Annotated in this window: 22 protein-coding genes; 7 read left to right on the plus strand and 15 right to left on the minus strand. The window is 72.2% G+C overall.

All coding sequences use genetic code 11. The features are described 5' to 3' along the window. Nucleotides 1-219: 219 nt before the first annotated feature. Both K3554_RS08310 and K3554_RS08315 read right to left on the minus strand, forming a co-directional pair. The gene (locus K3554_RS08310; RefSeq protein ID WP_259945847.1) at nt 220-2736 is read right to left on the minus strand and encodes an ABC transporter permease; all 2517 of its coding nucleotides are present in this window, start codon (nt 2734-2736) and stop codon (nt 220-222) included. 59 nt (nt 2737-2795) lie between these two features. Further along, nucleotides 2796-3479: an ABC transporter ATP-binding protein gene (locus tag K3554_RS08315; protein WP_259939131.1), complete on the minus strand. Its 684-nt coding sequence runs from the start codon at nt 3477-3479 to the stop codon at nt 2796-2798. A 16-nt stretch (nt 3480-3495) separates the two neighbouring features. Between K3554_RS08315 and K3554_RS08320 the strand changes: the two genes are divergently transcribed. After that, on the plus strand, nt 3496-4137 hold the full coding sequence (locus K3554_RS08320) for an arylesterase (protein ID WP_259939133.1): 642 nt from the start codon (nt 3496-3498) through the stop codon (nt 4135-4137). A gap of 273 nt (nt 4138-4410) precedes the next feature. Continuing rightward, nucleotides 4411-5874, plus strand: coding sequence for a glycerol kinase GlpK (gene glpK / locus K3554_RS08325; RefSeq protein ID WP_259939134.1), 1464 nt, complete (start codon nt 4411-4413; stop codon nt 5872-5874). 59 nt (nt 5875-5933) lie between these two features. On the opposite strand, the gene ribD is transcribed toward glpK, so the two are convergent. The 5 genes from ribD to K3554_RS08350 form a co-directional block, all read right to left on the minus strand. After that, on the minus strand, nt 5934-7016 hold the full coding sequence (gene ribD / locus K3554_RS08330; protein WP_259939135.1) for a bifunctional diaminohydroxyphosphoribosylaminopyrimidine deaminase/5-amino-6-(5-phosphoribosylamino)uracil reductase RibD: 1083 nt from the start codon (nt 7014-7016) through the stop codon (nt 5934-5936). Beyond that, complete coding sequence (gene nrdR, locus K3554_RS08335) at nt 7013-7474, minus strand: transcriptional regulator NrdR (RefSeq protein WP_259939136.1); 462 nt, start codon at nt 7472-7474, stop codon at nt 7013-7015. The genes ribD and nrdR overlap by 4 nt, the downstream gene beginning before the upstream one ends. Nucleotides 7475-7571: 97 nt before the next feature. After that, nucleotides 7572-7985, minus strand: a complete 414-nt coding sequence (locus tag K3554_RS08340; RefSeq protein WP_259939137.1) for a secondary thiamine-phosphate synthase enzyme YjbQ — start codon at nt 7983-7985, stop codon at nt 7572-7574. Beyond that, on the minus strand, nt 7982-9454 hold the full coding sequence (gene rmuC, locus K3554_RS08345; RefSeq protein WP_259939138.1) for a DNA recombination protein RmuC: 1473 nt from the start codon (nt 9452-9454) through the stop codon (nt 7982-7984). Before rmuC ends, K3554_RS08340 begins: the two co-directional genes overlap by 4 nt. A gap of 76 nt (nt 9455-9530) precedes the next feature. Beyond that, nucleotides 9531-9794 carry an HlyU family transcriptional regulator gene (locus K3554_RS08350; RefSeq protein ID WP_259939139.1) on the minus strand — a complete coding sequence of 88 codons (264 nt, stop codon included), beginning with the start codon at nt 9792-9794 and terminating at the stop codon, nt 9531-9533. Nucleotides 9795-9920: 126 nt separating this feature from the next. Here K3554_RS08350 and K3554_RS08355 point away from each other — a divergent pair, with 126 nt between their 5' ends. Next, the gene (locus K3554_RS08355) at nt 9921-10592 is read left to right on the plus strand and encodes a DUF2270 domain-containing protein (protein WP_259939140.1); all 672 of its coding nucleotides are present in this window, start codon (nt 9921-9923) and stop codon (nt 10590-10592) included. A 9-nt stretch (nt 10593-10601) separates the two neighbouring features. Here the strand turns inward: K3554_RS08355 and K3554_RS08360 are convergent, their stop codons facing one another. Further along, on the minus strand, nt 10602-11297 hold the full coding sequence (locus tag K3554_RS08360) for a YafY family protein (RefSeq protein ID WP_259939141.1): 696 nt from the start codon (nt 11295-11297) through the stop codon (nt 10602-10604). A 65-nt stretch (nt 11298-11362) separates the two neighbouring features. On the opposite strand from K3554_RS08360, the gene K3554_RS08365 reads away from it, so the two are divergent. Then, a complete protein-coding gene (locus tag K3554_RS08365) occupies nt 11363-11962 on the plus strand; it encodes a glutathione S-transferase family protein (protein ID WP_259939143.1) in 600 nt (199 codons plus the stop codon). 66 nt (nt 11963-12028) lie between these two features. On the opposite strand, the gene rpoD is transcribed toward K3554_RS08365, so the two are convergent. The 5 genes from rpoD to K3554_RS08390 form a co-directional block, all read right to left on the minus strand. Then, a complete protein-coding gene (gene rpoD, locus K3554_RS08370) occupies nt 12029-14011 on the minus strand; it encodes an RNA polymerase sigma factor RpoD (protein ID WP_259939144.1) in 1983 nt (660 codons plus the stop codon). A gap of 81 nt (nt 14012-14092) precedes the next feature. Next, nucleotides 14093-16075: a DNA primase gene (gene dnaG, locus K3554_RS08375; protein WP_259939145.1), complete on the minus strand. Its 1983-nt coding sequence runs from the start codon at nt 16073-16075 to the stop codon at nt 14093-14095. Nucleotides 16076-16161: 86 nt separating this feature from the next. Then, nucleotides 16162-16773 (minus strand): TadE/TadG family type IV pilus assembly protein, encoded by a 612-nt coding sequence (locus K3554_RS08380; RefSeq protein ID WP_259939146.1) that lies wholly within the window; start codon nt 16771-16773, stop codon nt 16162-16164. Nucleotides 16774-16777: 4 nt separating this feature from the next. After that, nucleotides 16778-17389 carry a TadE/TadG family type IV pilus assembly protein gene (locus K3554_RS08385; protein ID WP_259939147.1) on the minus strand — a complete coding sequence of 204 codons (612 nt, stop codon included), beginning with the start codon at nt 17387-17389 and terminating at the stop codon, nt 16778-16780. Further along, nucleotides 17386-19032, minus strand: coding sequence for a pilus assembly protein (locus tag K3554_RS08390; RefSeq protein ID WP_259939148.1), 1647 nt, complete (start codon nt 19030-19032; stop codon nt 17386-17388). The genes K3554_RS08385 and K3554_RS08390 overlap by 4 nt, the downstream gene beginning before the upstream one ends. A gap of 214 nt (nt 19033-19246) precedes the next feature. On the opposite strand from K3554_RS08390, the gene K3554_RS08395 reads away from it, so the two are divergent. After that, nucleotides 19247-20665: a Glu/Leu/Phe/Val dehydrogenase gene (locus K3554_RS08395; protein WP_259939149.1), complete on the plus strand. Its 1419-nt coding sequence runs from the start codon at nt 19247-19249 to the stop codon at nt 20663-20665. Nucleotides 20666-20732: 67 nt separating this feature from the next. Further along, nucleotides 20733-21818, plus strand: coding sequence for an FUSC family protein (locus tag K3554_RS08400; protein WP_259939150.1), 1086 nt, complete (start codon nt 20733-20735; stop codon nt 21816-21818). Here the strand turns inward: K3554_RS08400 and K3554_RS08405 are convergent. Next, nucleotides 21796-23775: a monovalent cation:proton antiporter-2 (CPA2) family protein gene (locus K3554_RS08405; RefSeq protein WP_259939152.1), complete on the minus strand. Its 1980-nt coding sequence runs from the start codon at nt 23773-23775 to the stop codon at nt 21796-21798. The two genes, K3554_RS08400 and K3554_RS08405, sit on opposite strands and share 23 nt — an antisense overlap. A gap of 76 nt (nt 23776-23851) precedes the next feature. Then, the gene (locus K3554_RS08410) at nt 23852-24325 is read right to left on the minus strand and encodes an Lrp/AsnC family transcriptional regulator (protein ID WP_259939154.1); all 474 of its coding nucleotides are present in this window, start codon (nt 24323-24325) and stop codon (nt 23852-23854) included. A 110-nt stretch (nt 24326-24435) separates the two neighbouring features. On the opposite strand from K3554_RS08410, the gene hppD reads away from it, so the two are divergent. Further along, nucleotides 24436-25530, plus strand: coding sequence for a 4-hydroxyphenylpyruvate dioxygenase (gene hppD, locus K3554_RS08415; RefSeq protein WP_259939156.1), 1095 nt, complete (start codon nt 24436-24438; stop codon nt 25528-25530). The last annotated feature ends 244 nt before the right edge of the window (nt 25531-25774 follow it).

The raw sequence follows: 25774 nt of genomic DNA on the forward strand, positions 1-25774 counted from the left end.
CTGCGCCCCCCGGAGCACGAACCCCGGAAGCCAGCGCGTCTCGGAATGACCGGATCGCCCCTCGGGGCATGGCGGACGGCACGAAGACCGGGCCCGGCCCCCCATGCGCGCCTCCTTCTTCACGAAGGCGCAGGGACCGTCCTTGCCGGGAACGAGCCCCGTTTGCTGCAGCAGCGGCACTCCTCTTCGCGAGCGCCCCCGCCGGTCAAGCGATTCGCGTCACTCGCGTCCGCGCAGCACTTGCGCCGGGCGCGCGGCTAGGGGACGCCACGCGAAGGCGAGGCCGGCCAGCAGGGTCGCTAGCGCGCCCCCCACCACGATCAGCGTCGCGGACACCGGCTCGAACGCGTAGGGCGCGTCCATCACGAAGCGCATCACGCCCCAGCCCGCCAGCGCGCCGCCGAGGATCGCCACGATGCCCGCCGCCGCCCCGAGGATCGCGGAGCGCAGCGCGAAGCTGGCGAGGATGGTCGCGCGCGTCGCGCCCAGGGTCTTGAGTACGGCCGCCTCGAAGACGCGCGCCCGCTCGCCCGCCGCCGCGGCGCCGATCAGCACCACGAAGCCCGTGAGCAAGGTGGCGCCAGCGCCCCAGGAGGTGGCGGCGGCGAGCGCCGACAGCGCCTCGGTGACCAGCGCGATGGCATCGCCTACGCGGATCGCGGTGATGTTGGGGGCGTCCCCGGCCACGGCGCGCAGGATGCGGGCCTCGGCCTCGGGTTCGGCATAGACGGTGGACAGCCAGGTGTGCGGCGCGCCCGCCAGCGCGCCCTCGTCGAACACCAGGACGAAGCCGATGCCGCCCGACGAAAAGTCCACCTCGCGGAAGTTGGCCACGGTGGCCTCGACATCACGGCCGAGCACGTTGATGGCGATCGCGTCGCCGACCCGGACGCCAAGCTCCTCGGCCTCCTCGCGCGCCATGCTGACCAGCGGCGGCCCCGCATAGTCCTCGCCCCACCATTCGCCCTCCACGACGCGGGTGCCCTCGGGCAGGGCGCCGGCGAAGCTGATGCGGCGGTCGCCGCGGGTGACCCAGTGGTCGAACTCGGACGCGGGGCGCCCGGCGATGCTCTGGATCACGCCGCCCAGCATCGGCGCGGTGTCGACGCGGCTGACGGCCGGGTCGGCGTTCACCGTGTCGAGGAACGGGCCGATCTGGTCGGGCTGGATATCCACGAAGAAGTAGGAGGGCGCGACCTCGGGCAGGTCGCGGTCGATGGCGGCGCGCATGTTGGCGTCGATCTGCCCCACGGCGGCAAGCACGGTGAGGCCAAGGCCGAGGCTCAGCACCACCGCCGTCGCCTCGCCGCCCGGACCGCCCACGGAGCCGAGGGCCGTGCGCAGCGCCGGGCGGCCCCGCACCCAGCGCGCGCGGGCGAGGCGCTTTGCGAGGCGGCGCACGCCCCAGGCGGCGGCAACGAGCACGGCCAGTGCCACGAGGATGCCCGCCGCGGACCACAGGGCGAGGGTCGGGATGCCCGACAGCGCCGCCGAGATCGCCACGAGGGCCGCCGCCGAGACCCCGAGGGCCACGAGGTAGCGCCGGCGCGGCCAGACGCGGATCGGGCCGGAGGCGTCGCGGAACAGGGCCGCGGCACGCACCCGCTCGGTGCGGGCGAGGGGCCAGAGCGTGAAGATGAGGGCGGTGAGGGCGCCGTAGAGGGCGGCCTCGGCCAAGGGCGCGGGGTGGACGCCCAAGGCCACGGGCACGGGCAGCGAAGCCTCGATGAAGGGCGCGGCCACGAGCGGAATGATGACGCCGAGGATCAGCCCGAGCACGATGCCGAGGGCGGCCAGCGCGCCGATCTGCAGGAAGTAGGCGGCGAAGATGGTGCGCCCCTCGGCGCCCAGGGTCTTGAGCGTGGCGATCACGGGGATCTTGCGGTCGAGATAGGCGCGCACGGCGGCCGACACGCCCACGCCGCCCACGGCGAGGCCGGCGAGGCCGACCAGCACGAGGAAGGCGCCGATCCGGTCCACGAAGCGCGCGATCGAGGGCGAGGCGTTGCGCCGGTCGCGCCAGCGCGCGCCGGTGCCCTCGGTCGCGGCCTCCACCTCGGCGCGCACCGCGTCGAGCCGCTCGTCGGGCGTGCCAAGGGGCAGGGCGAGGCGGTACTCGCCCTCGAACAGCGAGCCTGCGGCGAGGAGCCCGGTGCCCTCCAGCGCCTCGGTGCGCACCAGCGTGCGCGGGCCGAGGCCGAAGCCCGCGGCGCCCGCATCCGGTTCACGCAGGATCAGCGCGCCGACCTCAAAGCGCTTCGCGCCGAGGAAGAACGGGTCGCCGACCTCCAGCGCCAGCCGGTCGGCCAGCACGGGATGGATCGCCACCCGGTCGCCGGCGAGGGCCTCGGCGAGCGGGATCGCCGGCTCCAGCTCCACCGCGCCCACGAGCGGGTAGAGATCGTCCACCGCCTTCACCTGCGTGAGCGCGCGGTCGGCGTCCGCGCCCGCGCCCGTGGCGGCCATCGAGCGGAAGTCGACGATCTCGGACACGGTCCCGATGGCGTCCAGCACGGCGCGCTCCTCGGGCGTGGCGAGGCGGTAGGCGAACTCGATCTCCGCATCGCCGCCGAGGATCGCGCGGCCCTCGCGCACGAGGCCGTCGGTGATCGACACGCGCACCGATCCGACCGCGGCGATGGCGGCGACGCCCAGGGCCAGGCAGGCGAGGAAGATGCGGAAGCCGGCGAGGCCGCCGCGCAACTCGCGCTTCGCGATGCGGGCGGCATCGCGCAGGGTGCGCCGGGCGCGGCCGCTGCGGCTCCCCGTGGCCGGGATGACATCGGCCGCGGCGGTCATTCCGCCGCCTCGCGCACCGCGGCATCCAAGCGCCCGTCCACGAGGCGCACCACACGGTCGCACCGCTCCGCGAGTTGGCGGGAGTGGGTCACGAGGATCAGCGTGGCCCCGTGCCGGTCCCGCAGGCCGAACAGCAGATCCATGATCTGCTCGCCGGTGGCCGCATCGAGGTTGCCCGTGGGCTCGTCGGCCAGCAGCACGTGGGGACGGGGCGCGGCGGCGCGGGCGAGGGCCACGCGCTGCTGCTCGCCGCCCGACATCTGGGAGGGGTAGTGGCCGATCCGGTGCCCGAGGCCCACGGCCTCCAGCTCCGCCTCGGCGCGCTCGAAGGCGTCCGCCGCGCCCGCCAGCTCCAGAGGCGTGGCCACGTTCTCCAGCGCGGTCATGGTCGGGATGAGGTGGAAGGACTGGAACACGACCCCCATATGCTCCCGGCGGAAGCGGGCCAGCGCGTCCTCGTCCATCGCCGTCAGGTCGTGGTCGAGCGCGCGCACGGTGCCGCCCGTGGCGCGCTCCAGCCCGCCCATCACCATGAGGAGAGACGACTTGCCGCTGCCCGAAGGTCCCACCAGCCCCACCGTCTCGCGCGCCGCCACATCGAGCGTGATGCCGTGCAGGATGTCGACCCGCCCCGCGTTCCCGTCGAGGGACAGCGAGACGTCGTGGAGGGCGAGGACCATGGGGGGACTCCGTGCGATGGCGCGTGGGGCCACATATGGGGTCTGCCTCGTGGCCCTCAAGGCGGGAGCGGCCGCCGCCGAGCCGGTTCGGGTGCTCGCCCTGGGCGACAGCCTGACCGCCGGCTACGGGCTCGCCCAAGGCGAGGGCTTCGTGCCCGCCTTGCAGGCATGGCTGGAACGCGAGGGCGTGGACGCCGTGGTCGAGAACGCGGGCGTCTCGGGCGACACCACCGCCGGGGGCCTCGCGCGCGTCGACTGGTCGCTGGCCTCGGAGCCCGATGCCGCGATCGTGGCGCTGGGGGGCAACGACCTCCTGCGGGGGATCGACCCCGCATCGAGCCGCGCGAACTTGGACGGCATCCTCACGAAGCTCGACGCCGCGGGCGTCGAGGCGCTGCTGGTCGGGCTGGAGGCGCCGGGCAACTTCGGCCCCGACTACAAGGCGGCGTTCGATGCGATGTACCCGGAGGTCGCCGAGGCGCACGGGGCGCTGCACGAGGCGAGCTTCCTCGGGCCGCTCGTGGCCGAGCTGACGCCCGCCGAGGCGCGGGCGCGCTACATGCAGCCCGACGGCATCCATCCCAACGCCGAGGGCGTGCAGGTGATCGTCGAGGCGCTGGGCCCGCGCGTGGCGGAGCTGGTCGCGCGGGTGGAGTAGGGGGGACGCAGGTGAAGTAGGGCTCGCCCCGGCCTCGCGCGTCTCCTCGGCGTGCCGCGGCGGTGGGATCGGGGGCCGGGCGCTGACATCGCCGGTTGCGCTCTCATCCCAGGACCTCCGCCGCCTGCGACCCGAGGCCCCGGCGCAAGGCCGGGGCGAGGCGGCGCCCCCCCCCCTTCCTCTGGCCCAAAATACCTCGGGGAGCCCGAGGGGCTGGCCCCTCGCTTCCCCCCTGCGTAACCCTAGCCTCCGCAGCCGAAGGGGGAGCGCCGCATGACCCACATCCTCGCCATCGACCAAGGCACCACCTCCAGCCGGGCGATCGTATTCGACGCCTCGCTGCGGATCGTGGCGACCGCGCAGGAGGAGTTCCCCCAGCACTTCCCCGACTCGGGCTGGGTCGAGCACGACCCCGAGGACCTCTGGCGCACGACCGTGGCCACGATGAAGGCCGCCGTCGAGAAGGCCGGGATCGACGCCCGCGACATCGCCGCCATCGGCATCACCAACCAGCGCGAGACCACCGTCGTCTGGGACCGCGAGACCGGGAAGGCGGCGCACAACGCCATCGTCTGGCAGGACCGGCGGACGGCCGAGTACTGCCGCGCGATGAAGGAGGCCGGCCACGAGGCGATGGTGACCGAGCGCACTGGCCTCCTGCTCGACCCCTACTTCTCGGCCACCAAGCTGCGCTGGATCCTCGAGAACGGCGCGCGGGCGCGGGCCGATCGGCTGCTGTTCGGCACCGTCGACTCCTACCTGATCTGGCGGCTCACCGGGGGCGCGGTCCACGCGACCGACGCCACGAACGCCTGCCGCACCATGCTCTACGACATCCACGAGGGGCGCTGGTCCGAGGACGTCTGCCGCCTCTTGGACGTGCCGATGCACATGCTGCCCGAGGTGCGCGACAGCGCCGCCGACTTCGGCACCACGGACGTGCTCGGGCCGTCCATCCCCATCCTCGGCGTCGCGGGCGACCAGCAGGCGGCCACGGTGGGGCAGGCGTGCTTCCGGCCCGGCATGCTGAAGTCGACCTACGGCACCGGGTGCTTCGCGCTGCTGAACGTCGGCGACGCGCCGGTGGCGTCCTCGAACCGGCTGCTGTCCACCATAGCCTACCAGTTGGACGGCAAACCCACCTACGCCCTGGAGGGCTCGATCTTCGTGGCCGGCGCCGTGGTCCAGTGGCTGCGCGACGGGCTGGGGGTGATCGGCTCGGCCTCCGAGGCGGGCACGCTGGCGGAGCGCGCCGACCCGAACCAGCGCGTGACGCTCGTGCCCGCCTTCACCGGCCTCGGCGCCCCGCACTGGGAGCCGGACGCCCGCGGCGCGATCTTCGGCCTGACCCGCGGCACCGGCCCCGCCGAGCTGGCCCGCGCGGCCCTAGAGAGCGTGGCGTGGCAGACGCGCGACCTGCTGGAGGCCATGCGCGCCGACGTCGCGAGTCTGGGCGACACCGTGCTGCGGGTGGACGGGGGTATGACCGCCTCGGACTGGACGATGCAGTTCCTCGCCGATGCGCTGGGCGCGCCCGTGGACCGGCCCGAGGTCACCGAGACCACGGCACTCGGGGCCGCGTGGCTGGCGGGCATGCGGGCGGGCGTGTGCCCGGACATGGAGGCCTTCGCCGCGCAGTGGGCGGTGGAGCGGCGGTTCGAGCCGGTGATGGGGGAGGAGGAGCGGGCGTCCCGTTACGCGGTGTGGGGGGACGCGGTGGGGCGGACCATCCGATAAGGGCGGGCCGTCGGGGCTCTGCCCCGAACCCCGAGATATTTAGGGCCAGAGGAAGGGGGCTAGGGCTCCCATGCCGTGAAGGTGTCGGGGCCGAGGGGGCGGGTTTCCGCTAGGCGGAGGCGGGGGGCGTCGGCGAGCTTGGCGAGGGCTATGGGGCCGAGGGCGGGGATGCCGTCGGCGCCGATCGCGGCGCCGGCGGTGTAGCATTCGAGCCTGTCCACGAGGCCCGCGCGCAGGAGCGACGCGGCGAGGGTGCCGCCGCCCTCGCAGTAGACGCGCGTAAGGCCGCGCTGACCGAGGGCGGCGAGGGCGGCGGGGAGGTCGATGTGGCCCGCCGTCTCGAGCACGCGGATGCAGGCGGCGCCCGCCGCCTCGAAGGGGGCGGGGTCGCCGGTGGCATGGACCAGCCACGTCGGCACCTCGCGGGCGGTCCGCACGAGGCCGAGCGCGGGGTCGAGCGCAAGCGCGCGCGCGAGCACCACCCGCACCGGCTGGGGCCGCTCGCCCATGCCCCTCACCGTCAGTTGCGGATCGTCGGCCCGCGCGGTGCCGGCGCCCACCATTACCGCATCAAAGGCGGCGCGGCGGGCGTGGACGTGGGCGCGCGCGGCGGGACCGGTGATCCAACGGCTCTCGCCCGACGCCGTGGCGATGCGCCCGTCGAGGGTGGTGGCGAGCTTCAGGGTGAGGAAGGGGCGGCCCCGCTCCACGCGGGAGAGGAACCCGGCCTGCAGCGCGCGGGCCTCGGCCTCCATCACGCCCGTGGTCACCTCGATCCCCGCCCCCCGAAGGATCGCCAGCCCGCGCCCGTCCACGCGCCCGTCCGGGTCGCCCGCCGCCACCACGACGCGCGCGACGCCCGCCGCCACGAGTGCCTCGGCGCAGGGGGGCGTGCGGCCGTGGTGGGCGCAAGGCTCCAGCGTGACGTAGGCGGTGGCGCCGCGCGCGGCACTCCCGGCCTCGGCCAGCGCCACCGCCTCGGCATGGGGCCGGCCCCCGTCGGCGGTGCGCCCGCGTCCGACCACACGGCCGTCCCGCACGACGACGCAGCCCACCGCCGGGTTGGGCCAGACCCGCCCCAGCCCCCGCGCGGCGAGCGCGAGGGCGGCGGCCATCCAGCGCGCGTCGTTGGGGTCGCTCACTCGGGGGCGGGGGGGCGCAGCTCGGCCACGAAACTCTCGAAGTCGTCGGCGGCCTGGAAGTTCTTGTAGACGCTCGCGAAGCGCACGTAGGCGACCGTGTCCACGCGCGCGAGGCTCTCCATCACGATCTCGCCGATCTGCTTGGAGCCCACGTCGGTGTCGCCCATCGACTCGAGCCGCCGCACGATGCCCGAGATCATCTGGTCGATGCGCTCCGGCTCGAGGGGGCGCTTCTGCATGGAGATGCGGATCGAGCGCTCCAGCTTGTCGCGGTCGAACTCCTCGCGCTTGCCGGACGCCTTGATGACCACGAGGTCGCGCAGCTGCACCCGCTCGTAGGTGGTGAAGCGGCCCCCGCAGGCGGGGCAGAGGCGCCGCCGCCGGATCGCGACGTGATCCTCGGCGGGACGCGAGTCCTTCACCTGCGTGTCTATGTTGCCGCAGAACGGGCAGCGCATCGGTCGGTCCCCCGGCGCCCCCGCGGTCCCCACCGCTTGCGCCGACGCCTTTGTGCCGCCCCACGGGTTGTGTGTCTAGGTGGGGCGGGGCGCCGCGCTACCCGAGGAAGTGCGCGGCCACCTCGCGGTCGTGGGGGCGGTCGCGGTGCTCGAAGACGAAGAGGCCCTGCCAGCGGCCAAGCAGCATGCGGCCGCGCTCCACCGGGATTGACAGGGAGACCGGAAGCAGCATCGCACGGATGTGGCCGGGCATGTCATCGGGGCCCTCGTAGGTGTGGGTGAGATAGCCGAGCGAGGGGTCGATCGAGGGCGGCACGAGGCGCGAGAGCCAGGCGAGGAGGTCAGTCTGCACCTCGGGGTCCGCGTTCTCCTGAATCAGCAAGCTCGCGGAGGTGTGGCGCAGGAAGAGGGTCAGCAGGCCGTCGCGCGGGGGCAGCCAGCGGGCGACCTCCTCGGTGATCTCTACGAGACCGGGGCCGGGGGTGCGGACGTGGAAGGTGGTCTGGGTCACTCGGCGGGCTCGGGGGCGAGGGCGAGGGGGGCGTCCTCGCCCTCGTCGTCCTCGGGGTCGAAGTCCTTCGCGAGCGTCTTGCCGGTGCGGGCGCCGAGGCGGCGCAGCTTGTCGAACTGCCCGAGCACGTTGCCGTTGCCGCGCGAGAGCCGCTCCAGCGCGGTGGCGTGCTCGCTCTGGGCGCGCCCGAGATGGTCGCCCACCTTCTCGAAGGCCTCGACCACGCCGGCCATCTTGTCGTGCAGCAGCCCTGCCCGGCGGGCGATGTCCTCGGCGTTGCGCTGCCGCGTCTCCACCGCCCAGACGTGCTGGATCGTGCGCAGCGCCATCATCAGCGTCGTGGGCGTGGCGATGCCCACGCGGCGGCTCATGGCGTAGGCCGTCAGGTCGGGCTGCTCGGCGAGGGCGGCGGCCAGCGCGCCCTCCACGGGCATGAACATCAGCACGTAGTCCACCGAGCCGCTCACCAGCGCGGCGTAGTCGCGCCGGGCCAGTTCGTCGATGTGGGCGCGGGTGGCGGCGAGGTGGGCGCGCATCTGGCGGGCGCGCTCCTCCTCGCCTTCCGCGTTCACGGCCGCCTCGTAGGCCACCAGCGAGACCTTGGCGTCGATCACCACCGCCTTGTCGCCGGGCAGGCGCACCACGACGTCGGGGCGCCGGCGGCCCCCGTCGGCGTCGGTGACCGAGAACTGGGTCTCGTATTCGCGCCCCTTCTCCAGACCCGAATCCTCCAGGAGCCGCTCCAAGATCATCTCGCCCCAAGCGCCCTGGCGCTGCTTCTCGCCCTTGAGCGCGTTGGTCAGCGCCACGGCCTCGCGGCTGACCTCCTCGGAGCGGCGGGTGAGCTGGTCGATCTCGCTCTTGAGGCGCTCGCGGTCCTTGGCGGCGCCGGTGTGCGCCTCGCGCAGCTCGCGCTGGAAGTGGTCGACCTGCTCGCGCATGGGCTTCAGAAGGGCGGCCATCCGCTCCTGGTTCAGCGCGCCGAAGCGGTCGCCATGCTCGCGCAAGGTGGCGTCGGCCAGCGTCTTGAACCGGTTCGCCATGTCGTCGCGGATCTCCTTGAGGAGGGCCACCTCCTCGTCGTGGGCGCGCCGGCGGGCCGCGAGGTCGGCCTCAAGCCGCCCGTTCGCCACCTCCAGCCGTTTCACCTCGCCGCGCGCCGCCTCCAATGTGGCCTCAAGGCCGCCCGCGTCGCGTTCCAGCCGCTCCACCACCTCGCGCAGGTGCCGCTCTGTCTGCTCCAGCCGCGAGACGTCGCCGCGGGCGGCCCCGTGAGCGTCGCGGGCCTCGCGCGCCTCACCTTCCAGCGCGCCGCAGCGGTCGCGGTGGGCGTCGCGCTCGGCGCGCATGGCCTCCAAGTCGCGGCCCAGCCCGGCGCAGGCGGCGCGGGCCGAGGCGGTGAGCCACACGAGGGCGAGCAGGAGGGCGCCCATCCCGAGAAGGGCGGCGAAGAACACGCTGTCGGACAAAAGGAATCCCCTCGGCTGATGCGCCGAGGGTTCCGCAATCGTTCCGCCGCCGTCAAGCGGGGGCTCGGCGGCGCGCTCAGTCGAAGATGCGCTCGCCCAACTGGTCGATCATCTGCTTGGCCTTCAGCACCGAGGCCTCCGCGGCGCTCTCGCGGTCGCGCAGGGTGTCGGCGCGGATCAGTTCGTGGCTGCGGCCGTCCTTCTCGACCAGCGCGCGGATGCGCCAGCCGTCGTCGGCCTTGGCGGGGTCGGGGCGGATCGCGAAGCCGCGGTACTCCTCGGACGGCGCGGCGGGAGCCTCCTTGGCGCGGCCGCCGAACAGGCGGGACAGAAGGGACATGGGGCGGCACCTCGGGTCTCGTGCGGGTCGGGAGCATCCTAGACCCCGGCCGGGGCGGGGCCAAGCGGGCGCCGGGCTTGCCACGGCGCGCACGCGGAGCGCAGGATCGGGCAGGGGAGGGCCGCGATGACCGAGGGGACCGAGCGGGCGCGCTTCGACAGCGCCGAGATGGGGGCGCTGGCCCATCTCTATCGGGGCGAGGTGTACCGCTCCACGCTCTGGCGCCAGCGGCTGGACACCACCACCAACTGGGCCGTGGTCACCCTGGGCATCGCGCTGTCGATCGCCTTCGCCTCGCCCGAGGCCTCGCCGCTGCCCCTCGTGCTGGTGGGCGTGCTGATCGTGTTCTTCCTGATGCTGGAGGCCCGGCGCTACCGCTACTTCAACGTCTGGCGCGCGCGGGCGCGGTGGATGGAGACGCACTTTTACGCGCCGATGCTCCACGACGGCGACCTGCGCATGGAGGAGGGCTGGCACCGCACCCTGGCCGAGGACTACTGGCGCCCGCACTACCACGTCTCGATGTGGGTGGCGGTGGGGCGGCGCATCCGGCGCAACTACTTCTGGATCCTCCTGATCCAGTCGGTGGCCTACGTGGGCAAGATCACCGTCCATCCGGTGGCCGCCGACAGCATCGAGACGTTCCTGGCCCGCGCCGCGGTCGGCCCGGTGCCGGGCGTGGTGATGCTGGGCTTCGGCGCGCTCTACATCCTGGCCTGGGGCACCGCCGCTGGCCTAAGCTGGCACGACGACCGCCGCCGCGCCGCGCGCAGCCCGGTGCGGACGGGCATGGGGTAGGGCGCGCCCCTACCCGGCGCCCCCGGAGGCCCGCGCGGCGGCGTAGTCGCGCAGCAGAGCGACGCGGCGGGGGCGGAAGCTGCGCCCCGTCGGCCGGGCCTCCTCGATTCCCGCGGCGTGGAACTGGCGCCAGTCCTCGCGCAGGCGGCACCAGACCAGCACCTTGAGCGTGCCCGCCGCGTAGCTGATCCCCAGGGGCCAGACCTCGCGCCGCGTCCGCCGCCCCCGCAGGTCGCGGTAGGCGACGTCGAGCGCCAGCTCCTCCCAGCAGGCCCGGCGCAGGAGCCCCATGTCCACCGACGTCTCGACCGGGGCGGGCGGGGGGCGGAAGGTCCGCAGCACCGTATGCATCGCCTGCCGGGACTGCGCGTCGGGAAGCGTGGCGATGATGCGGGCCAGCGCCGTGCGGCCCGCCTCCTCCAGCGCGGCGTCGCCCGTCAGGCGCAGCTCGCCCACGGCGAGCACCAGCGCCTCGATCTCCAGCCGCGAGAAGCTCTGCGGCGGCAGGGCGGGGTCTTCGGTCAGGCGGTACCCGACCCCGGCCTCGCCGTCGATCAGGGCGCCCCCGGCGCGCAGCGTGGCGATGTCGCGGTAAAGCTGGCGGCGCGACACGCCCGTCCGCGCCGCGAGGCGCTCGGCCGTCACAGGCGCAGGCAGCCGGCGCAGCGCGTCCATCAGGCGCATGAGGCGGTCGGGGCGGGCCATGCTGACCGGATATGGCAGCAGGGTGCGGCTATTGCGAGGCATCGCGCAAACCGGAGGACCCGCCGATGCTCACGCTCTACCATGCCCCCAACTCCCGCTCGACCTCGATCCTCGCGCTCATCGAGGCGCTGGGCGTCCGCGACCGCGTCGACGTGGTCGAGGTCTCGGTCGCCCGCGCGGACGGCTCCGGCGGTCCGGACCCGCGCAACCCCCACCCCGAGGGGAAGGTGCCGTTCCTGGTGAACGGCGCGGACAGCGTGCGCGAGCGCGGCGCGATCGTGGCCTATCTCACGGAGCTGTTCCCCGATGCCGGTCTCGGGCGGCCCGCGGGCCATCCGCAGCGGGGCCGGTTCCTCGGCTGGCTGTTCTACTATGCGGGCGTGATGGAGCCCGTGCTGGTCCACCGCTTCGCGGGGATCGACCATCCCGCGCTCGGGGCCACGTTCCGCGACTTCGACGCGATGGTGGACCGGCTGGTCGAGGCGCTGGCCGAGGGGCCGTTCCTCCTGGGCGAGGACTACTCGGCCGTCGACCTGCTGCTGTCGAGCCCGTTCACGGCGTTCCCGGACGCGGTGCCGGACCATGCGGCGGTGCGCGCCTGGGTCGCGCGCTGCGCGGACCATCCGGCCACGCGGGCCGTGCTGCAACGGGAAGCGGCGGGGTAGGGGCCGCGCGGTCGCAGCGATCGCGCGGAAGGCGGCGGAGCGATCCGCCGCCTTCGCAGCCTTGGCCTACTGGTCGAGGAAGCTCCGCAGCTTGCGCGACCGCGAGGGGTGCTTGAGCTTGCGCAGGGCCTTGGCCTCGATCTGGCGGATGCGCTCGCGCGTGACCGAGAACTGCTGGCCGACCTCCTCGAGGGTGTGGTCGGTGTTCATGCCGATGCCGAAGCGCATGCGCAGCACCCGCTCCTCGCGGGGGGTCAGCGAGGCGAGGACGCGCGTCGTCGTCTCCTTCAGGTTCTCCTGAATGGCCGAATCGAGCGGCAGCACGGCGTTCTTGTCCTCGATGAAGTCCCCGAGCTGCGAGTCCTCCTCGTCGCCGATCGGCGTCTCGAGCGAGATCGGCTCCTTGGCGATCTTCATCACCTTGCGGACCTTCTCGAGCGGCATCTGCAGCTTGGCGGCCAGCTCCTCGGGGGTCGGCTCGCGGCCGATCTCGTGGAGCATCTGGCGCCCCGTCCGCACCAGCTTGTTGATGGTCTCGATCATGTGGACCGGGATGCGGATCGTGCGCGCCTGGTCGGCGATCGAGCGGGTGATGGCCTGTCGGATCCACCACGTCGCGTAGGTCGAGAACTTGTAGCCGCGGCGGTACTCGAACTTGTCGACGGCCTTCATCAGGCCGATGTTGCCTTCCTGGATGAGGTCCAGGAACTGCAGGCCGCGGTTCGTGTACTTCTTGGCGATCGAGATCACGAGGCGCAGGTTGGCCTCGACCATCTCCTTCTTGGCCTGCCGGGCCTCCTTCTCGCCCTTCTGGACCTGCTGCACGATGCGGCGGAACTCGCCGATGCCGACGCCCACGTACTGGCCCACCTGGGCCATGTCGCCGCGCAGCTCCTCGATCTTGTCGCGGCTGCGCTCCATGAGCATCTGCCAGCCGCGGCCGTCGCGCTCCGTCATGCGGTCGATCCAGGTGGGATCGAGCTCGTAGCCGCGGTAGGCGTCGACGAACTCGCGGCGGTTGATGCGGGCTTGGTCGGCCAGCTTCACCATCCCAGAGTCGATCGACATGATCCGGCGGTTGATGCCGTAGAGCTGGTCGATCAGCGCCTCGATGCGGTTGTTGTGGAGGTGCAGCGAGTTCACCAGCTCAACGATCTCGGAGCGCAGCTCCTGGTAGGCGCCCTCGGCCTTCTCGCCGAAGCTGTCGTCCTCGTTCAGGGTCGCCGAGATGCGCTGGTCCTGCATGTCCGACAGGGTCACGTAGTCGTCGGCGATGCGGTCCAGCGTCTCAAGGACGCGGGGCTTGAGCGCGGCCTCCATCGCGGCGAGCGACAGGTTGGCGCCGTCGTCCTCCTCGTCGTCGTCGTCGGCCGAGATTGGGTTGCCGTCGGCGTCGACCTCCTGGGCCTTGCCGTCACCCGCCGCGGCGGCACGGTTGTCGTTGGCCGGGGCGGCGCCGACCACGGGGGCGTCGTCGTCCTCGTCGAGCTGGTTGCCGAACGTGGTCTCGAGGTCGATCACGTCGCGCAGCAGGATGTCCTCGGACAGCAGCTCGTCGCGCCAGATCGTGATGGCCTGGAACGTCAGCGGGCTCTCGCAGAGCCCGGCGATCATTGTGTTGCGCCCCGCCTCGATGCGCTTGGCGATGGCGATCTCGCCCTCGCGGCTCAGCAACTCCACGGAGCCCATCTCGCGCAGGTACATGCGCACGGGGTCGTCGGTCCGGTCGAGCTTCTGCTCGGACTCGGTGGAGACCGCGAGGTCGCGGTTCTTGTTCGCCTCGACCACCGCGGTGGACTGGGCGGGCTTGTCCTCTTCCTCGGCCTCCTCGGCCTCGACGATGTTGATGCCCATCTCCGAGAGCATCGACATCACGTCCTCTATCTGCTCGCTCGACACCTGGTCGGGCGGCAGAACCTGATTGAGCTGGTCGTAGGTGATGTACCCCCGCACGCGGGCGTCGCCGATCATCCGCTTCACGGCCGCCTGGCTCATGTCGAGCGAATGGTCGTCGCCTTCGTCCTTCCGCTCGTCCGTGTCCTTCGCCATCGGCCGCTCCTCGCTCGGAGTGATTCTCGTTACGGTTGTCCGCGACGTCTTATCGCGAATCACCCGGGGCCGCACCCCGAATCACTTCCGTTTCTGTTTCTCCCAGACCTTCGCGTCCAGAAGGCCCTGCAGGAATTCCGACATACCCGCGGCATCGTCGCCACCCGTCTCCTCGTCGCGCGGCGCCCGCGTCGCCTCGTCGCGGCGCCGCAGCGCCTGACCCAGCCGCCAGACGATCGCCTCGTCGCCACCGTCCTCGAAGTCCTCGATCGCCTCCAGCGTCTCGCGCGCCACCCCGCGCCGGGCCTCGAGCCGGGCGAAGGCGTCGCGCACGCAGGCCGCCGCGTCCGCGTCCCCTGCGCCGGGCCGGGCGGCCGGGGAGACACGCACATGGGCCAGAGCGAGCAGCGCTTCAAGGGCCGGCCCGCAGCCCGCCCGCTCGAGAGCCGCGCGCGCCTCGGCCGGATCGTCCACCGGGTCGACCGCCAGGAGGGCCTGGGCGATGCGACCGTGGCCCTCGCCGGCCCAGTGCCCGCGCTCCAACGCCTCGGCGAAGTCCTCGAGGAGCGCGGGGTGGAGCACGAGCCCCGCCAGCGCCACCTGCTCGAGCACCCGGTCGGGGTCGGCTGCGCCCTGCGCCAACGCCGAGCCGCGCGCCGCGACCGTGGCCAGCGCGGGCGGCTGCCACGCGCCGCCGCCGCGACCGCCGCCCGGCCGGCCGGAGCCGCGAGGGCGGAAGGGGCGGTCGCCCGCGAAGGCGCGGGGCGCCTCCTGCCGCATCTCGGGGCCGAACAGGTCGGCACGCTGGCGCGCGAAGGCCTCGCCGTAGTGGCGCCGCACGTTCGGGTCCTCGATGCGCCTCACGAGGGCGCGCAGCTCGGCATCGAAGGCCGCGCGCCGCTCGGGGCTGTCGAGCACCTTGCCTTCGGTGGCCCGCCGCCAGAGCAGCGCCGACATCGGCACCGCCCCCTCCAGCACGGCGCGCATGGCCTCCGGCCCGCCGGCGCGGATCAGGTCGTCGGGGTCCTGGCCCTCGGGCAGGATCGCGAAGCGCAGGGACTGGCCGGCGGCGATCATGGGCAGGGCGAGGTCGGCCAGCCGCAGCCCCGCGCGCTGGCCCGCCGCATCCCCGTCGAGCGCCACGACCGGCTCGGGCGACACGCGCCACAGGAGCCGGAGCTGCCGGTCGGTGACGGCCGTGCCGAGGGGCGCAACGGCGGCCTCGAAGCCGGCCTGCGCCAACGCGATCACGTCCATGTAGCCCTCGGCCACCACCACCGTCTGCCCCTTGCCGGCGGCGGAGCGGGCGCGGGCGAGGTTGTAGAGGTTGGCGCCCTTGTCGAAGAGCTCGGTCTCGGGGGAGTTCAGGTACTTGGCCTTGGCGTCGGGGTTCATGGCCCGCCCGCCGAAGCCGATGCAGCGCCCACGCCCGTCGCGGATCGGGAAGGTGATGCGGTTGATGAAGCGGTCGCGCGGATCGCCCTCGGAGGCGGGGGTGGCGAGGCCGGCGGCCTCGATGAGGTTGGGCGCGACCCCGCGCTGCATCAGGTGGTCGCGCAGGGCCATGCGGCGGTTCGGGGCGAAGCCGATCTCGAAGCGGTCCAGCGTGTCGGGCGACAGGCTCCGCCCGCGCAGATAGTCCCGCGCCTCCGCGGCGGCCCCGGTCTTGAGCTGGGTGCGGAAGAAGCGCAGCGCCTCCTCGCACAGCTCGGCGAGCTGCGTGCGACGGTCGGCGGCCTGCGCCTCGCGCGGGTCGCGGCGGGGCATCTCCATGCCGGCCTCGCGGGCGAGCAGCTCCACCGCCTCCATGAAGCCCACGTTCTCCTGCTGCTGCACGAAGCCGAACAGGTTGCCCTTCGCGCCGCAGCCGAAGCAGTAGAAGAACCCCTTCTGGTCATCCACGTGGAAGCTCGGCGACTTCTCCTGATGGAAGGGGCAGGGCGCCCACCAGTCGCCCTTGGCCTGGTTGCTCTTGCGCAGATCCCAGGTCACGCGCCGGCCGACGACCTGGCTGAGGCTCAGCCGTGCGCGGATCTCGTCGAGGAAACTGTCGGGCAGGCGCATGTGGGGAATATCGGGTCGCCCCTGCCCGGAGTCCAGCGGGGCGGGGGCACGAACTGCGCGGCCGGCCGGATCGCCACGCGGTCCGGTCAGGTGGACGCTTCCTCCTCCTCGCCGCCGCTGCCGGTCCCGAGGGGCGGCACCCGCATGACGATGGGCATTCCCGAGCGTTGGCGCGAGACCACGAAGGATTCCATCTGGTAAGAGTCGAGCCCGATGAAGAAGGGCGGCGTGTAGGGCGAGAAGGTCTCGATCACCGTGACATGCTCGTTGCTGGCGAGGTTGGGCACGCGCAGGAGGTCGCGGTCGAGCTGCGCCTGGGACATCTGCCCGACGTCGCCGGTGCCGTAGGAGTCGATGATCCGGTACTCGTCAAGGCCCGCCGTGGTGTCCACGTAGCGGGTCAGGTGGGTCACGCGGATCTGCGCGTCCGCGCCGTCGCGGGTGATGTAGGCGAACACGTCGCGCATGCCGTCGATGTTGTTCGCGGTGACGGGGGCGTTCTGGCGCGAGAGGAGGTCCGAGAGGGTGTAGCCCGCCTTCGTGACCACGGTCTGCTTGTGGTACGCGTTGTAGAGCGTGAAGCTGACCAGGTAGAACAGCACCAGCACGGGCAGGATGATCACCGCCTCGACGGCGATCGAGCCGCGCTCGTCGCGCAGGGACCGGGCGAGGGCTCGGACGGGGCGGGGAAGACGCATCGGCTCAGGGCTCCTGGACGAAGGCGGTGGCGGCGAGCAGCTGGACGTCGCCGTCGTTCGAGCGCAGCAGCGCCAGCCCGACGCCCGTGCCCGGGAACACGGGATCCACGGCGAAGCAGGCCCGGACCAGCATCAGCTGGTTGCGCGCGCCCTTGGTGATGAGGCTGTCGTTGCTGTAGGCCTGCACCGCGACGGTGCGGTCGACGCACGGCGCGTCGTCGGCGGGCAGGTCGTAGCCGGGCGGGTTGATGTCGGTGATCTCAATCACGAGGTTGCTGTCGCACTGGGGCAGGATCGGCGCCCGCTCGCAGATGCTCGTGCGCAGGTCGTCGTGGTCGTTGTCCGTCCCGGTGGCGAGGCGCACGTCGCGCATGACGATGTCGAGCGCGCGCTCGAGCATCAGCTGGCGCGTCAGCATCAGCGAAGACTCGAAGGCCGACAGGAACAGCGCCATGAAGATCGGGAACAGGATCACGAACTCGACCGTGGCCTGTCCGTCCTCGCGCCGGTCGTCGGTCAGCCCGATCGCGCGGTCGAGGCGCGCCGCGCCGCGGCGGATGCCGCGGGCGAGCCTCCCGGCCAGCGGAGCGGCGCGCGCGGGGCCCGGCGCGCTCACAGGGTCAGCCTCAGCGAGTGGATCGAGGCCTGGATGCTGTGGAAGGCCTCGGCGATGTTGAGGTCCTCGACGTTGTAGTAGAAGATCGGCGATCCCGCGCAGTCCAGCATCGCGTCCTTGCCTTCCTTCTCGGCCTTGTATGCGATCGTGTAGACCACGATGCCCTCCTTGCGGGCGGCGGCGCAGATCGCGCTGAGGTTCGCGTCGGCCTTCGCGTTGTCGGCCAGCGAGGTGACGGTGAAGCGTCGCCAGTAGTCGTAGTCCTCCTGCTTCATGGTCTTGTCGTCGACCCGCCCGTCCCAAGGGGCGATCGCGCTCTGCAGGTAGCGGACCCCGAAGATCGAGTTCGCCTCGTGCCACGTCAGCTGGACCGCGTCGTCGCCGCCCACCGGGGTGGAGCGCAGGTCGTCGCGCTTCCAGTCGTAGTACTTGTCCATCTCCTCGAACCGGGCCGAGTAGCGCATGTCGGGGTGGTCCGTCATGATCGCGCCGGCGGTCCAGCTCTGCCGCTCGCCGTCGTAGTCGTCGAAGACGCTGTGATAGGCCCAGATCGGTGCGAGCGCGTTGCCGCGGCGGTCGTCGCGCAGGTCGTACTGATCGGTGTTCATCCCGTCGGTCATGATCACCACGACCTTCAGCGCGCCTGCGGTGCGATAGTCCACCGGCCGGTCCACGAAGTCGACGGGCACGATGCCGTCCCCGACCATCGCGTTGAGCCGGGAGCGCGTCGAGGGATCGAGAAGCGCGGTGCCCCACTTCATGCCCATGTCGATCGCGGTCCAGCCGCCCGCGTTCAGCGAGCCGATGTAGCTCTTGAGGGCGCTGGCGTTGTTGGACCAGGGCACGATCCGATTGGTGTCGTTGTGGGGGCAGTGCGGCCGCGCGATGCCGCCCGTCCGCTCCCAGGAGCTGTAGGTCATCACGTCGAAGTTCGCGAGGCGCTTCAACACGGTCCCGGCCGCGATGCCGGAGCTCTGGAAGTCGGCCGAGTCGAAGCGTGCGCAGTTCGACAGCGTGTGTTCGCTCGGGTCGAGGGCGAAGTAGTCCGCCATCGACGAGCCGATGTTGACCTTGCCGTTGTAGGGCACGATCGACACCGAGGTCATGGTCTCGGAGCCGGTCAGCATCGAGTCCACGAAGTCCTTCGCGGCGGAGCGCAGGCGCGTGATCTTGCCGTCGTCGCCCATCGATCCCGACACGTCGAGCACGAGGCTCACCTCGAGGTTCCGGATGCGCTCCTCGGCGGCCGAGGAGGCGGGCGCGACGATGGAGTCGATGCCCACCATGTTCAGGAACAGCGAGCGCACCGGCGACGACGTGTGCGCCATGATCGCGCGGTGCTCCAGCGACTCGTCGATCTCGAGTTCCAGGTCGTAGCCGGCCAGGCCCGAGGCCCGGAAGTAGTCCTGGATCACCTCGCGGCGGTCGCGCTGCTGGTTCAGCGAGGCGGCGGCGAGCACGGCGCGGTCGAGCGTGTGCTGCAGGCGGGTCCGCTCGTTCTCGAAGCGCATGAAGTCCAGCGCGATGCCGCCGGCGAGCATCATCAGGATGAACACGCCGACGCCGAAGATGGTCAGAACGCCGCTCTCGTCGCGGCGGAACGCGTCGGCGGCGCGGAGGGGACGCTCGATCCAGCGGGGCATGGGTCGCTCCTCGATTCGCTTGCCGTCCGGGATGGGCGGCGCGGGTCGGGAGGAGACATGCCACCGGAATCGGGCCGATTCCGGGCCGGGGCGGGGGCGCGCATGGGGCGGCGTCCCGCCCCGGTGGACAATCGGGCGGCAACGGGACTTTAAGGAACGGACCGCTAACAAAGCCGGGGCCGCGAAGGGCGCCGGCCGCTCCCGGGAGGACACCATGGCCGCAGGCTTCAGCGCATCCGTCAACGCGATGTACGACAGGGCCGTGGCCCGCATGGACCTGGCCCCGGGGCTGGCCAAGAAGATCCGCGTCTGCAACGCCACCTACACGGTGCGCTTCGGCGTGCGCCTGCGCGGCGCGATCCACACCTTCACCGGATACCGCTCGGTCCACTCCGAGCACATGGAGCCCGTGAAGGGCGGCATCCGCTACTCGCTCGCCGTGAACCAGGACGAGGTGGAGGCGCTGGCCGCGCTGATGACCTACAAGTGCGCGCTTGTGGAGACGCCCTTCGGCGGCTCCAAGGGCGGCCTGTGCATCGACCCGCGCGAGTGGGACGAGCACGAGCTCGAGCAGATCACCCGCCGCTTCGCCTACGAGTTGATCAAGCGCGACATGATCAACCCCGCCCAGAACGTGCCCGCCCCCGACATGGGCACCGGCGAGCGCGAGATGGCGTGGATCGTCGACCAGTACCAGCGCATGAACACTACCGACATCAACGGCCGCGCCTGCGTCACCGGCAAGCCGCTCAACGCCGGCGGCATCAAGGGCCGGGTCGAGGCCACGGGCCGGGGCGTGCAGTACGCGCTGCGCGAGTTCTTCCGCCACAAGGACGACATCGCCGCGGCGAAGCTCTCGGGCACGCTCGACGGCAAGCGGGTGGTGGTGCAGGGCCTCGGCAACGTGGGCTTCCACGCCGCCAAGTTCCTCCACGAGGAGGACGGCTGCCGCATCACCGCGATCATCGAGCGCGATGGGGCGATCCACTCCGAGGACGGCCTCGATCCCGAGGCGGTGCAGGCGCACATCCGCGAGACGGGCGGCGTGAAGGACTTCCCCGGCGCCACCTACGAGGCGGACGGCGCCAAGCTTCTCGAAGCCGAGTGCGATATCCTCGTCCCCGCGGCCCTCGAGGGCGTGATCCACGAGGGCAACGCGGGGATGATCCGGGCGCCACTGATCATCGAGGCGGCGAACGGCCCCGTGACGTCCGATGCGGACCGCATCCTGCGCCAGAAGGGCACCGTCATCATCCCCGACATGTACGCCAACGCGGGCGGCGTGACGGTCTCCTACTTCGAGTGGGTCAAGAACCTCTCCCACATCCGCTTCGGCCGCATGCAGCGCCGCGCCGAGGAGGCGCGCCACCAGGTGCTGGTCGACGAGCTGGAGCGCCTGTCCAAGAACCGCGAGGTGGCCTGGACCCTCAGCGAGAACTTCAAGCGCGACTACCTGCGCGGCGCGGGCGAGCTGGAGCTGGTCCGCTCCGGCCTCGACGACACCATGCGCGAGGCCTATCAGTCCATGCGCGAGGTCTGGCAGGGCCGCGATGACGTCGAGGACCTGCGCACCGCGGCCTTCATCGTCTCGATCGGCCGCATCGCCGCGAGCTACCACGCCAAGGGCCTCTAGGCGCACGCCGGGGCGCTCCCCCAGGCGCCCCCGCGGGAACGGATCGCGCCACCGGGGGTTGCGGGGCGTGGCCCTTCGCGATCTCCCCCGCCGCCTCGCGGCCCGCCTCGACATGGACGTAGCCGCGCTGCGCGACGCGCTGCGCATCGCCGTGCAGACCGGGGCCGCCGCGCTCGCCATGTGGTTCGTGCTGGTGGCGTTGGGCCGCACCTCCGAAGCCTTCGTGGGCGTGCTCTCGGCGGTCCTGATCCTCCAGCCCTCGATCGGCGGCACGCTCAACTCCATCCGCACGCGTTTCGCGGCCACCTTCGTCGGGCTCGCCGTGGGGATGCCCGCGCTGATCCTCCTGCCCACGGGCTGGAGCACCGGCGTCGCCCTCGCGGGCAGCCTCCTGATCCTCAACGGCATCTCCAAGCTGCGCCCCGACTGGGCCTATGGCGTGATCTGCGCCGTGGGCCTGTCGCTGGCCGACAACATGAACATCTGGGTCTCGGCCACGGACCGGCTGATCGCCATCGCGCTGGGCGCAGCCATAGGTATCGCGGCATCCCTCCTGATCTGGCCCGACACCGCCAAGGACCGCTTCGAGCGCCACCTTGCCTCGGCGCTGCGCGCCTTCGCCCGTGCCCTGCCCGAGGTGGTGGGCAAGGCCAAGGTCGAGGGCGCCGAGGAGGGCGTGCCGGAGCGCCACCGCATCCTCGGCACGCTGCAGGACGCCCGTGACGCCCTCGGCGCGCTGGAGATGGCGGACCATGCCAGCCGCGAGGCGCGCGTCGATGCGGTGACCGAGGCGTGGAACGCGCTGTGGCTGCTGGACCGCGCCACGGCCCGCACCCGCGACCTGACCGAGGCGGGGCTGGAAGGGCCGCTGGAGGATTTCCGCGACGCTGCCGGCCGGGTCTACGAGGCGCTGGGCCGGGGCCGCCGAGTGCCCGTGCGCGAGATGGAGCGGATGCGCGAAGCCGCGCAGGCGCTCCACGACCACCTCCCGCGCCGCGCCGGCGACGAGCTGCTGGAGCACGCCGCCATGGTCGCCTTCGCGCTGGGCGACGTGATGCGCAACACCGAGGCGTTGATGGAGGGCGCGCAGCGCGAGACGTGGACCGACGCGCCGAGCTGGTCCGAGCGCGTCAGCCTGCGGCGCGCCGGCTAGGCGGCTCGGGGCGCGGCTCGGCGGCGGCCTCCTCGCGGGCGCGGTCGGCGGCCTCGCCGGCGGCGCGTGCCTCCTCGGCGGCCTCCTCGTCCTCGCCGAAGCGCTGCATCAGCGCGTTCTCGAAGTCCTTGTTGTAGGCCTTCGCGCGCTCCACGTACTCGGCGTTCTGCGACAGCGGCACCCCGGGCTTCCAGAGCCTCGCGAGGTCCAGCAGCATGGTCCGGTCGTGGCGGAAGTAGGCGTCGCGCGCGCGCAGGGCCTCGGCGTCGGACCAGCCCATGCGCTCGAGCACGTAGCGGCCTGCGCGCAGAGCGCTGTCGAACATCTCGCGCACGATGTCGTCGGCGCCCGCGCGGTAGAGCTCGTAGGCGTGGGTGCGGTCGTAGGCACGGGCGATGATCTGGATGTCCGGGTTGATCGAGCGCGCGGTCTTCACCAGCCGCACCGCGTCGGCCCGGTCGTCTAGCGCGATTACCAGCAGCGTGGCCTTGCTCAGCCCCGCGGCCTTCAGGAGCTCGGGGCGCGTGGGGTCGCCCACGTAGGTCTTGAGCCCGAAGGTGCGCAGGAGCTGGATCGTCTCAATGTCGTGGTCGAGCACCACCGTGCGCAGGCCGGCCGCCTGCAGCATCCGGTGCACCACCTGCCCGAAGCGGCCCACGCCGGCGATAATGACCTCGCCCTCCTCGTCGATCTCGTCGGGCTCGATCTCGGGCAGGCCGGGCGCGCGGGCGGCGTACCAGTCGTAGAGGATGAACAGGATCGGCGTCAGCAGCATCGAGAGCGCGACGATCAGCAGGAACAGCGCCGAGAGGGCCGGGGTCAGCAAGCCTTGCGCCAGCGCCAGCGAGACCAGCACGAAGCCGAACTCGCCGGCCTGGGCGAGGGACAGCGTGAAGAGGATGCGGTCGCGCCCGCGCAGGCCGAACAGCGAGCCCAGGCCGAACAGCACCGCGCCCTTCAGCGCGATCAGTCCCAGCACCAGCCCCGCCACCAGGAAGGGCGCGCCCATCAGCACGCCGAAATCGATACCCGCGCCCACGGTGATGAAGAAGAGGCCGAGCAGGAGGCCCTTGAACGGCTCGATGTCGGCTTCCAGCTCGTGCCGATACTCGGAGTTGGCAAGCACCACGCCCGCGAGAAAGGTACCGAGCGCCGGCGACAGGCCCACCAACATCATCAGTGCCGCGACACCTATCACGAACAGCAGCGAGACCACCGTGAGCATCTCGCGGATCTGCGCGCGGCCGACCCAGGCGAAGACGGGCCGCGTCAGGAAGCGCCCGCCCAGGATCACGAAGGCGACCGCGGCGATGGTGGCGAGCGCCACGCCCCAGGGCGGCAGGGTGTCGATGAACGAGGTGACCTGCTCGGCCATCTGCGCCGACGCCCCGTCGCCCACGGGCACGGCGGCGTCGTGGCCGCCATGCTCCTCGGGGGCGTGGTAGCCCGGCGCGAAGAGCGGCAGGAGCGCGAGCAGCGGGATCACCGCGATGTCCTGGCTGAGCAGCACCGAAAAGGCGTGGCGCCCGCCCGGGGTCTGGTTGAGCCGCTTCTCCTGCAGGGTCTGCATCACGATCGCCGTGGACGAGAGCGAGAACGCGGCGCCCGCCGCAGCCGCCACGGCGAGGGTCTGCCCCATCGCCAGCGCGGCGCCGCCCACCAGAAGCGCGGTCAGCACGACCTGACCGCCGCCGAGGCCCAGGAGGCGCGCGCGCCAGCGCCAGAGCGTGGCGGGGTCCAGCTCCAGCCCGATCAGGAACAGCATCATGACGACGCCGAACTCGGCGAAGTGCTGCAGGTCCGCGGTCTCGGAGCCGACGAGGCCTGTGAGCGGGCCGATCATCACGCCGGCCACGAGGTAGCCCAGCACCGAGCCGAGCCCGAGGCGCACGGCCGCGGGCACGCAGATCGTCGCCGCGGCGAGATATACGACGGCCATGAGCAGCACGGATTCCATGCACCCGCATTAGGCGAGCGGCCCCCGTCATGCCAGCACCGATCCCCCGACGGGGACCACGTTCCCGCGATGCCGCCTAGACGGGCAGGGGCGCGTCGCGCTTCGGCTGGTCCATCACGATCTGGCTGCGCACCCGGCTGACCGCGGGGTGGGACAGGAGGGTGCCGTGGATCAGGGCGTTGAGGGCCGGCAGGTCCTCGCACCAGACGCGCAGCAGGTAGTCGGCCTCGCCGGTCAGGGTCCAGACCGAGGTGACCTCTGCGCGCGCCTCGAGAAGGCGCAGGAAGGCGCGGGCCTCGCGCGGCTCGTGGGTGGCCATGGCGACCTGCACGAAAGCCTGCACCCGCAGGCCGAGATGCGCCGGGTCGAGGCGGGCCACGGTCGCGCGCACGTAGCCCTCGGCCTCCAGCCGCGCGCGGCGGCGGCCCGCCTGGCTCGCCGAGAGACCCAGCGCTTGGCCCAGCGCCTCGGCCGTCAGGCCCGCGTCGCGCTGGATCAGCCGCAGGAGGTGGCGGTCGGTCTCGTTCAGGGAGGTGCGGGGATCGCGCATGGGGGCGATGTTTCGCACGCGAAACCCGTGAACGGAAGGTCGATCGGGGCGGGATAAGCGCGGAACGCGCCCCGCGGTGGTGGTATCCTTGGCCCAAACAGGAGGCACCCATGGGACCGTTCCCCCACGACGCACCGTATTCCGATATTTCCGAGGCGAACCCCGCCGGCACCGACGGCTTCGAGTTCGTAGAATTCGCCCACGAAGACCCGCAGGCCCTGCGCGACATCTTCATCGCCCAAGGCTACGCCCACGTGGCGACCCACAAGCGCAAGGCGGTGGAGCTCTGGCAGCAGGGCGACATCTCGTATCTCATCAACGCCGAGCCGGGCAGTCACGCCACGGCCTTCGTCGCCGAGCACGGCCCCTGCGCGCCGTCGATGGGCTGGCGGGTGGCCGACGCGGACCACGCCTTCCGCCACGCCGTGGCGAAGGGCGCGGAGCCCTACGAGGGCGACGGCAAGGTGATGGACGTGCCGGCGATCCGCGGCATCGGCGGCTCGCTGATCTACTTCGTAGACCAATACCGCGACGCCTCGCCCTACAACGCGGAGTTCGACTGGCATGCCGAGGCGAACCCCGAGGGCGTGGGCTTCCACTACCTCGACCACCTCACCCACAACGTCCACCGCGGCAACATGGACGTGTGGTTCCGCTTCTACGGCGACCTGTTCAACTTCCGCGAGATCCGCTTCTTCGACATCAAGGGCAAGCATACCGGCCTGCACAGCCGCGCGCTGACCTCTCCCTGCGGCCGGATCCGCATCCCGATCAACGAGGACCGGGGCGAGACGGGGCAGATCGTGGAGTACCTCAAGCGCTACAAGGGCGAGGGCATCCAGCACATCGCGGTGGGCGCACGCGACATCTACGATGCGGTGGACGCCATCGCCGCGAACGGCGTGCGCTTCATGCCGCCGCCGCCCGCGACCTACTACCCGCTGTCCAAGGAGCGCGTGCATGGCCACGAGGAGCCGCTCGACCGGATGGCCCGCCACGGCATCCTGATCGACGGCGAGGGCGTGGTCGGCGGGGGCGAGACGCGCATCCTGCTGCAGATCTTCTCCAAGACCTGCATCGGTCCGATCTTCTTCGAGTTCATCCAGCGCAAGGGCGACGACGGCTTCGGCGAGGGCAACTTCCAAGCCCTGTTCGAGGCAATCGAGCAGGACCAGATCGACCGCGGCGTGCTCGAGGCCGGCTAGGGCGAGCCGCTCGCCCGGAGGGTGTGCGCTGTCCGGGCGGGCGGAGGTGCGATCACAATTGTGCCCCGCATGCGATCCATCGGGGAACAATCGCGCGGGGCGCCCGTTGCCCTTGCGAACCATCTGCGGCGGAGAGCCCGGGCCCCTTCGACACCGCCCCCTCCCGCCGTCGCCGCGCCTCTTCGAACACGGACCGGCCTGCCGGTCCGGCGAGGCTCCGGGCGCTTCCTGGTGGTTGTGCGGT

The organism is Jannaschia sp. W003 (assembly GCF_025144335.1).
Taxonomy (GTDB): Bacteria; Pseudomonadota; Alphaproteobacteria; order Rhodobacterales; family Rhodobacteraceae; genus Jannaschia.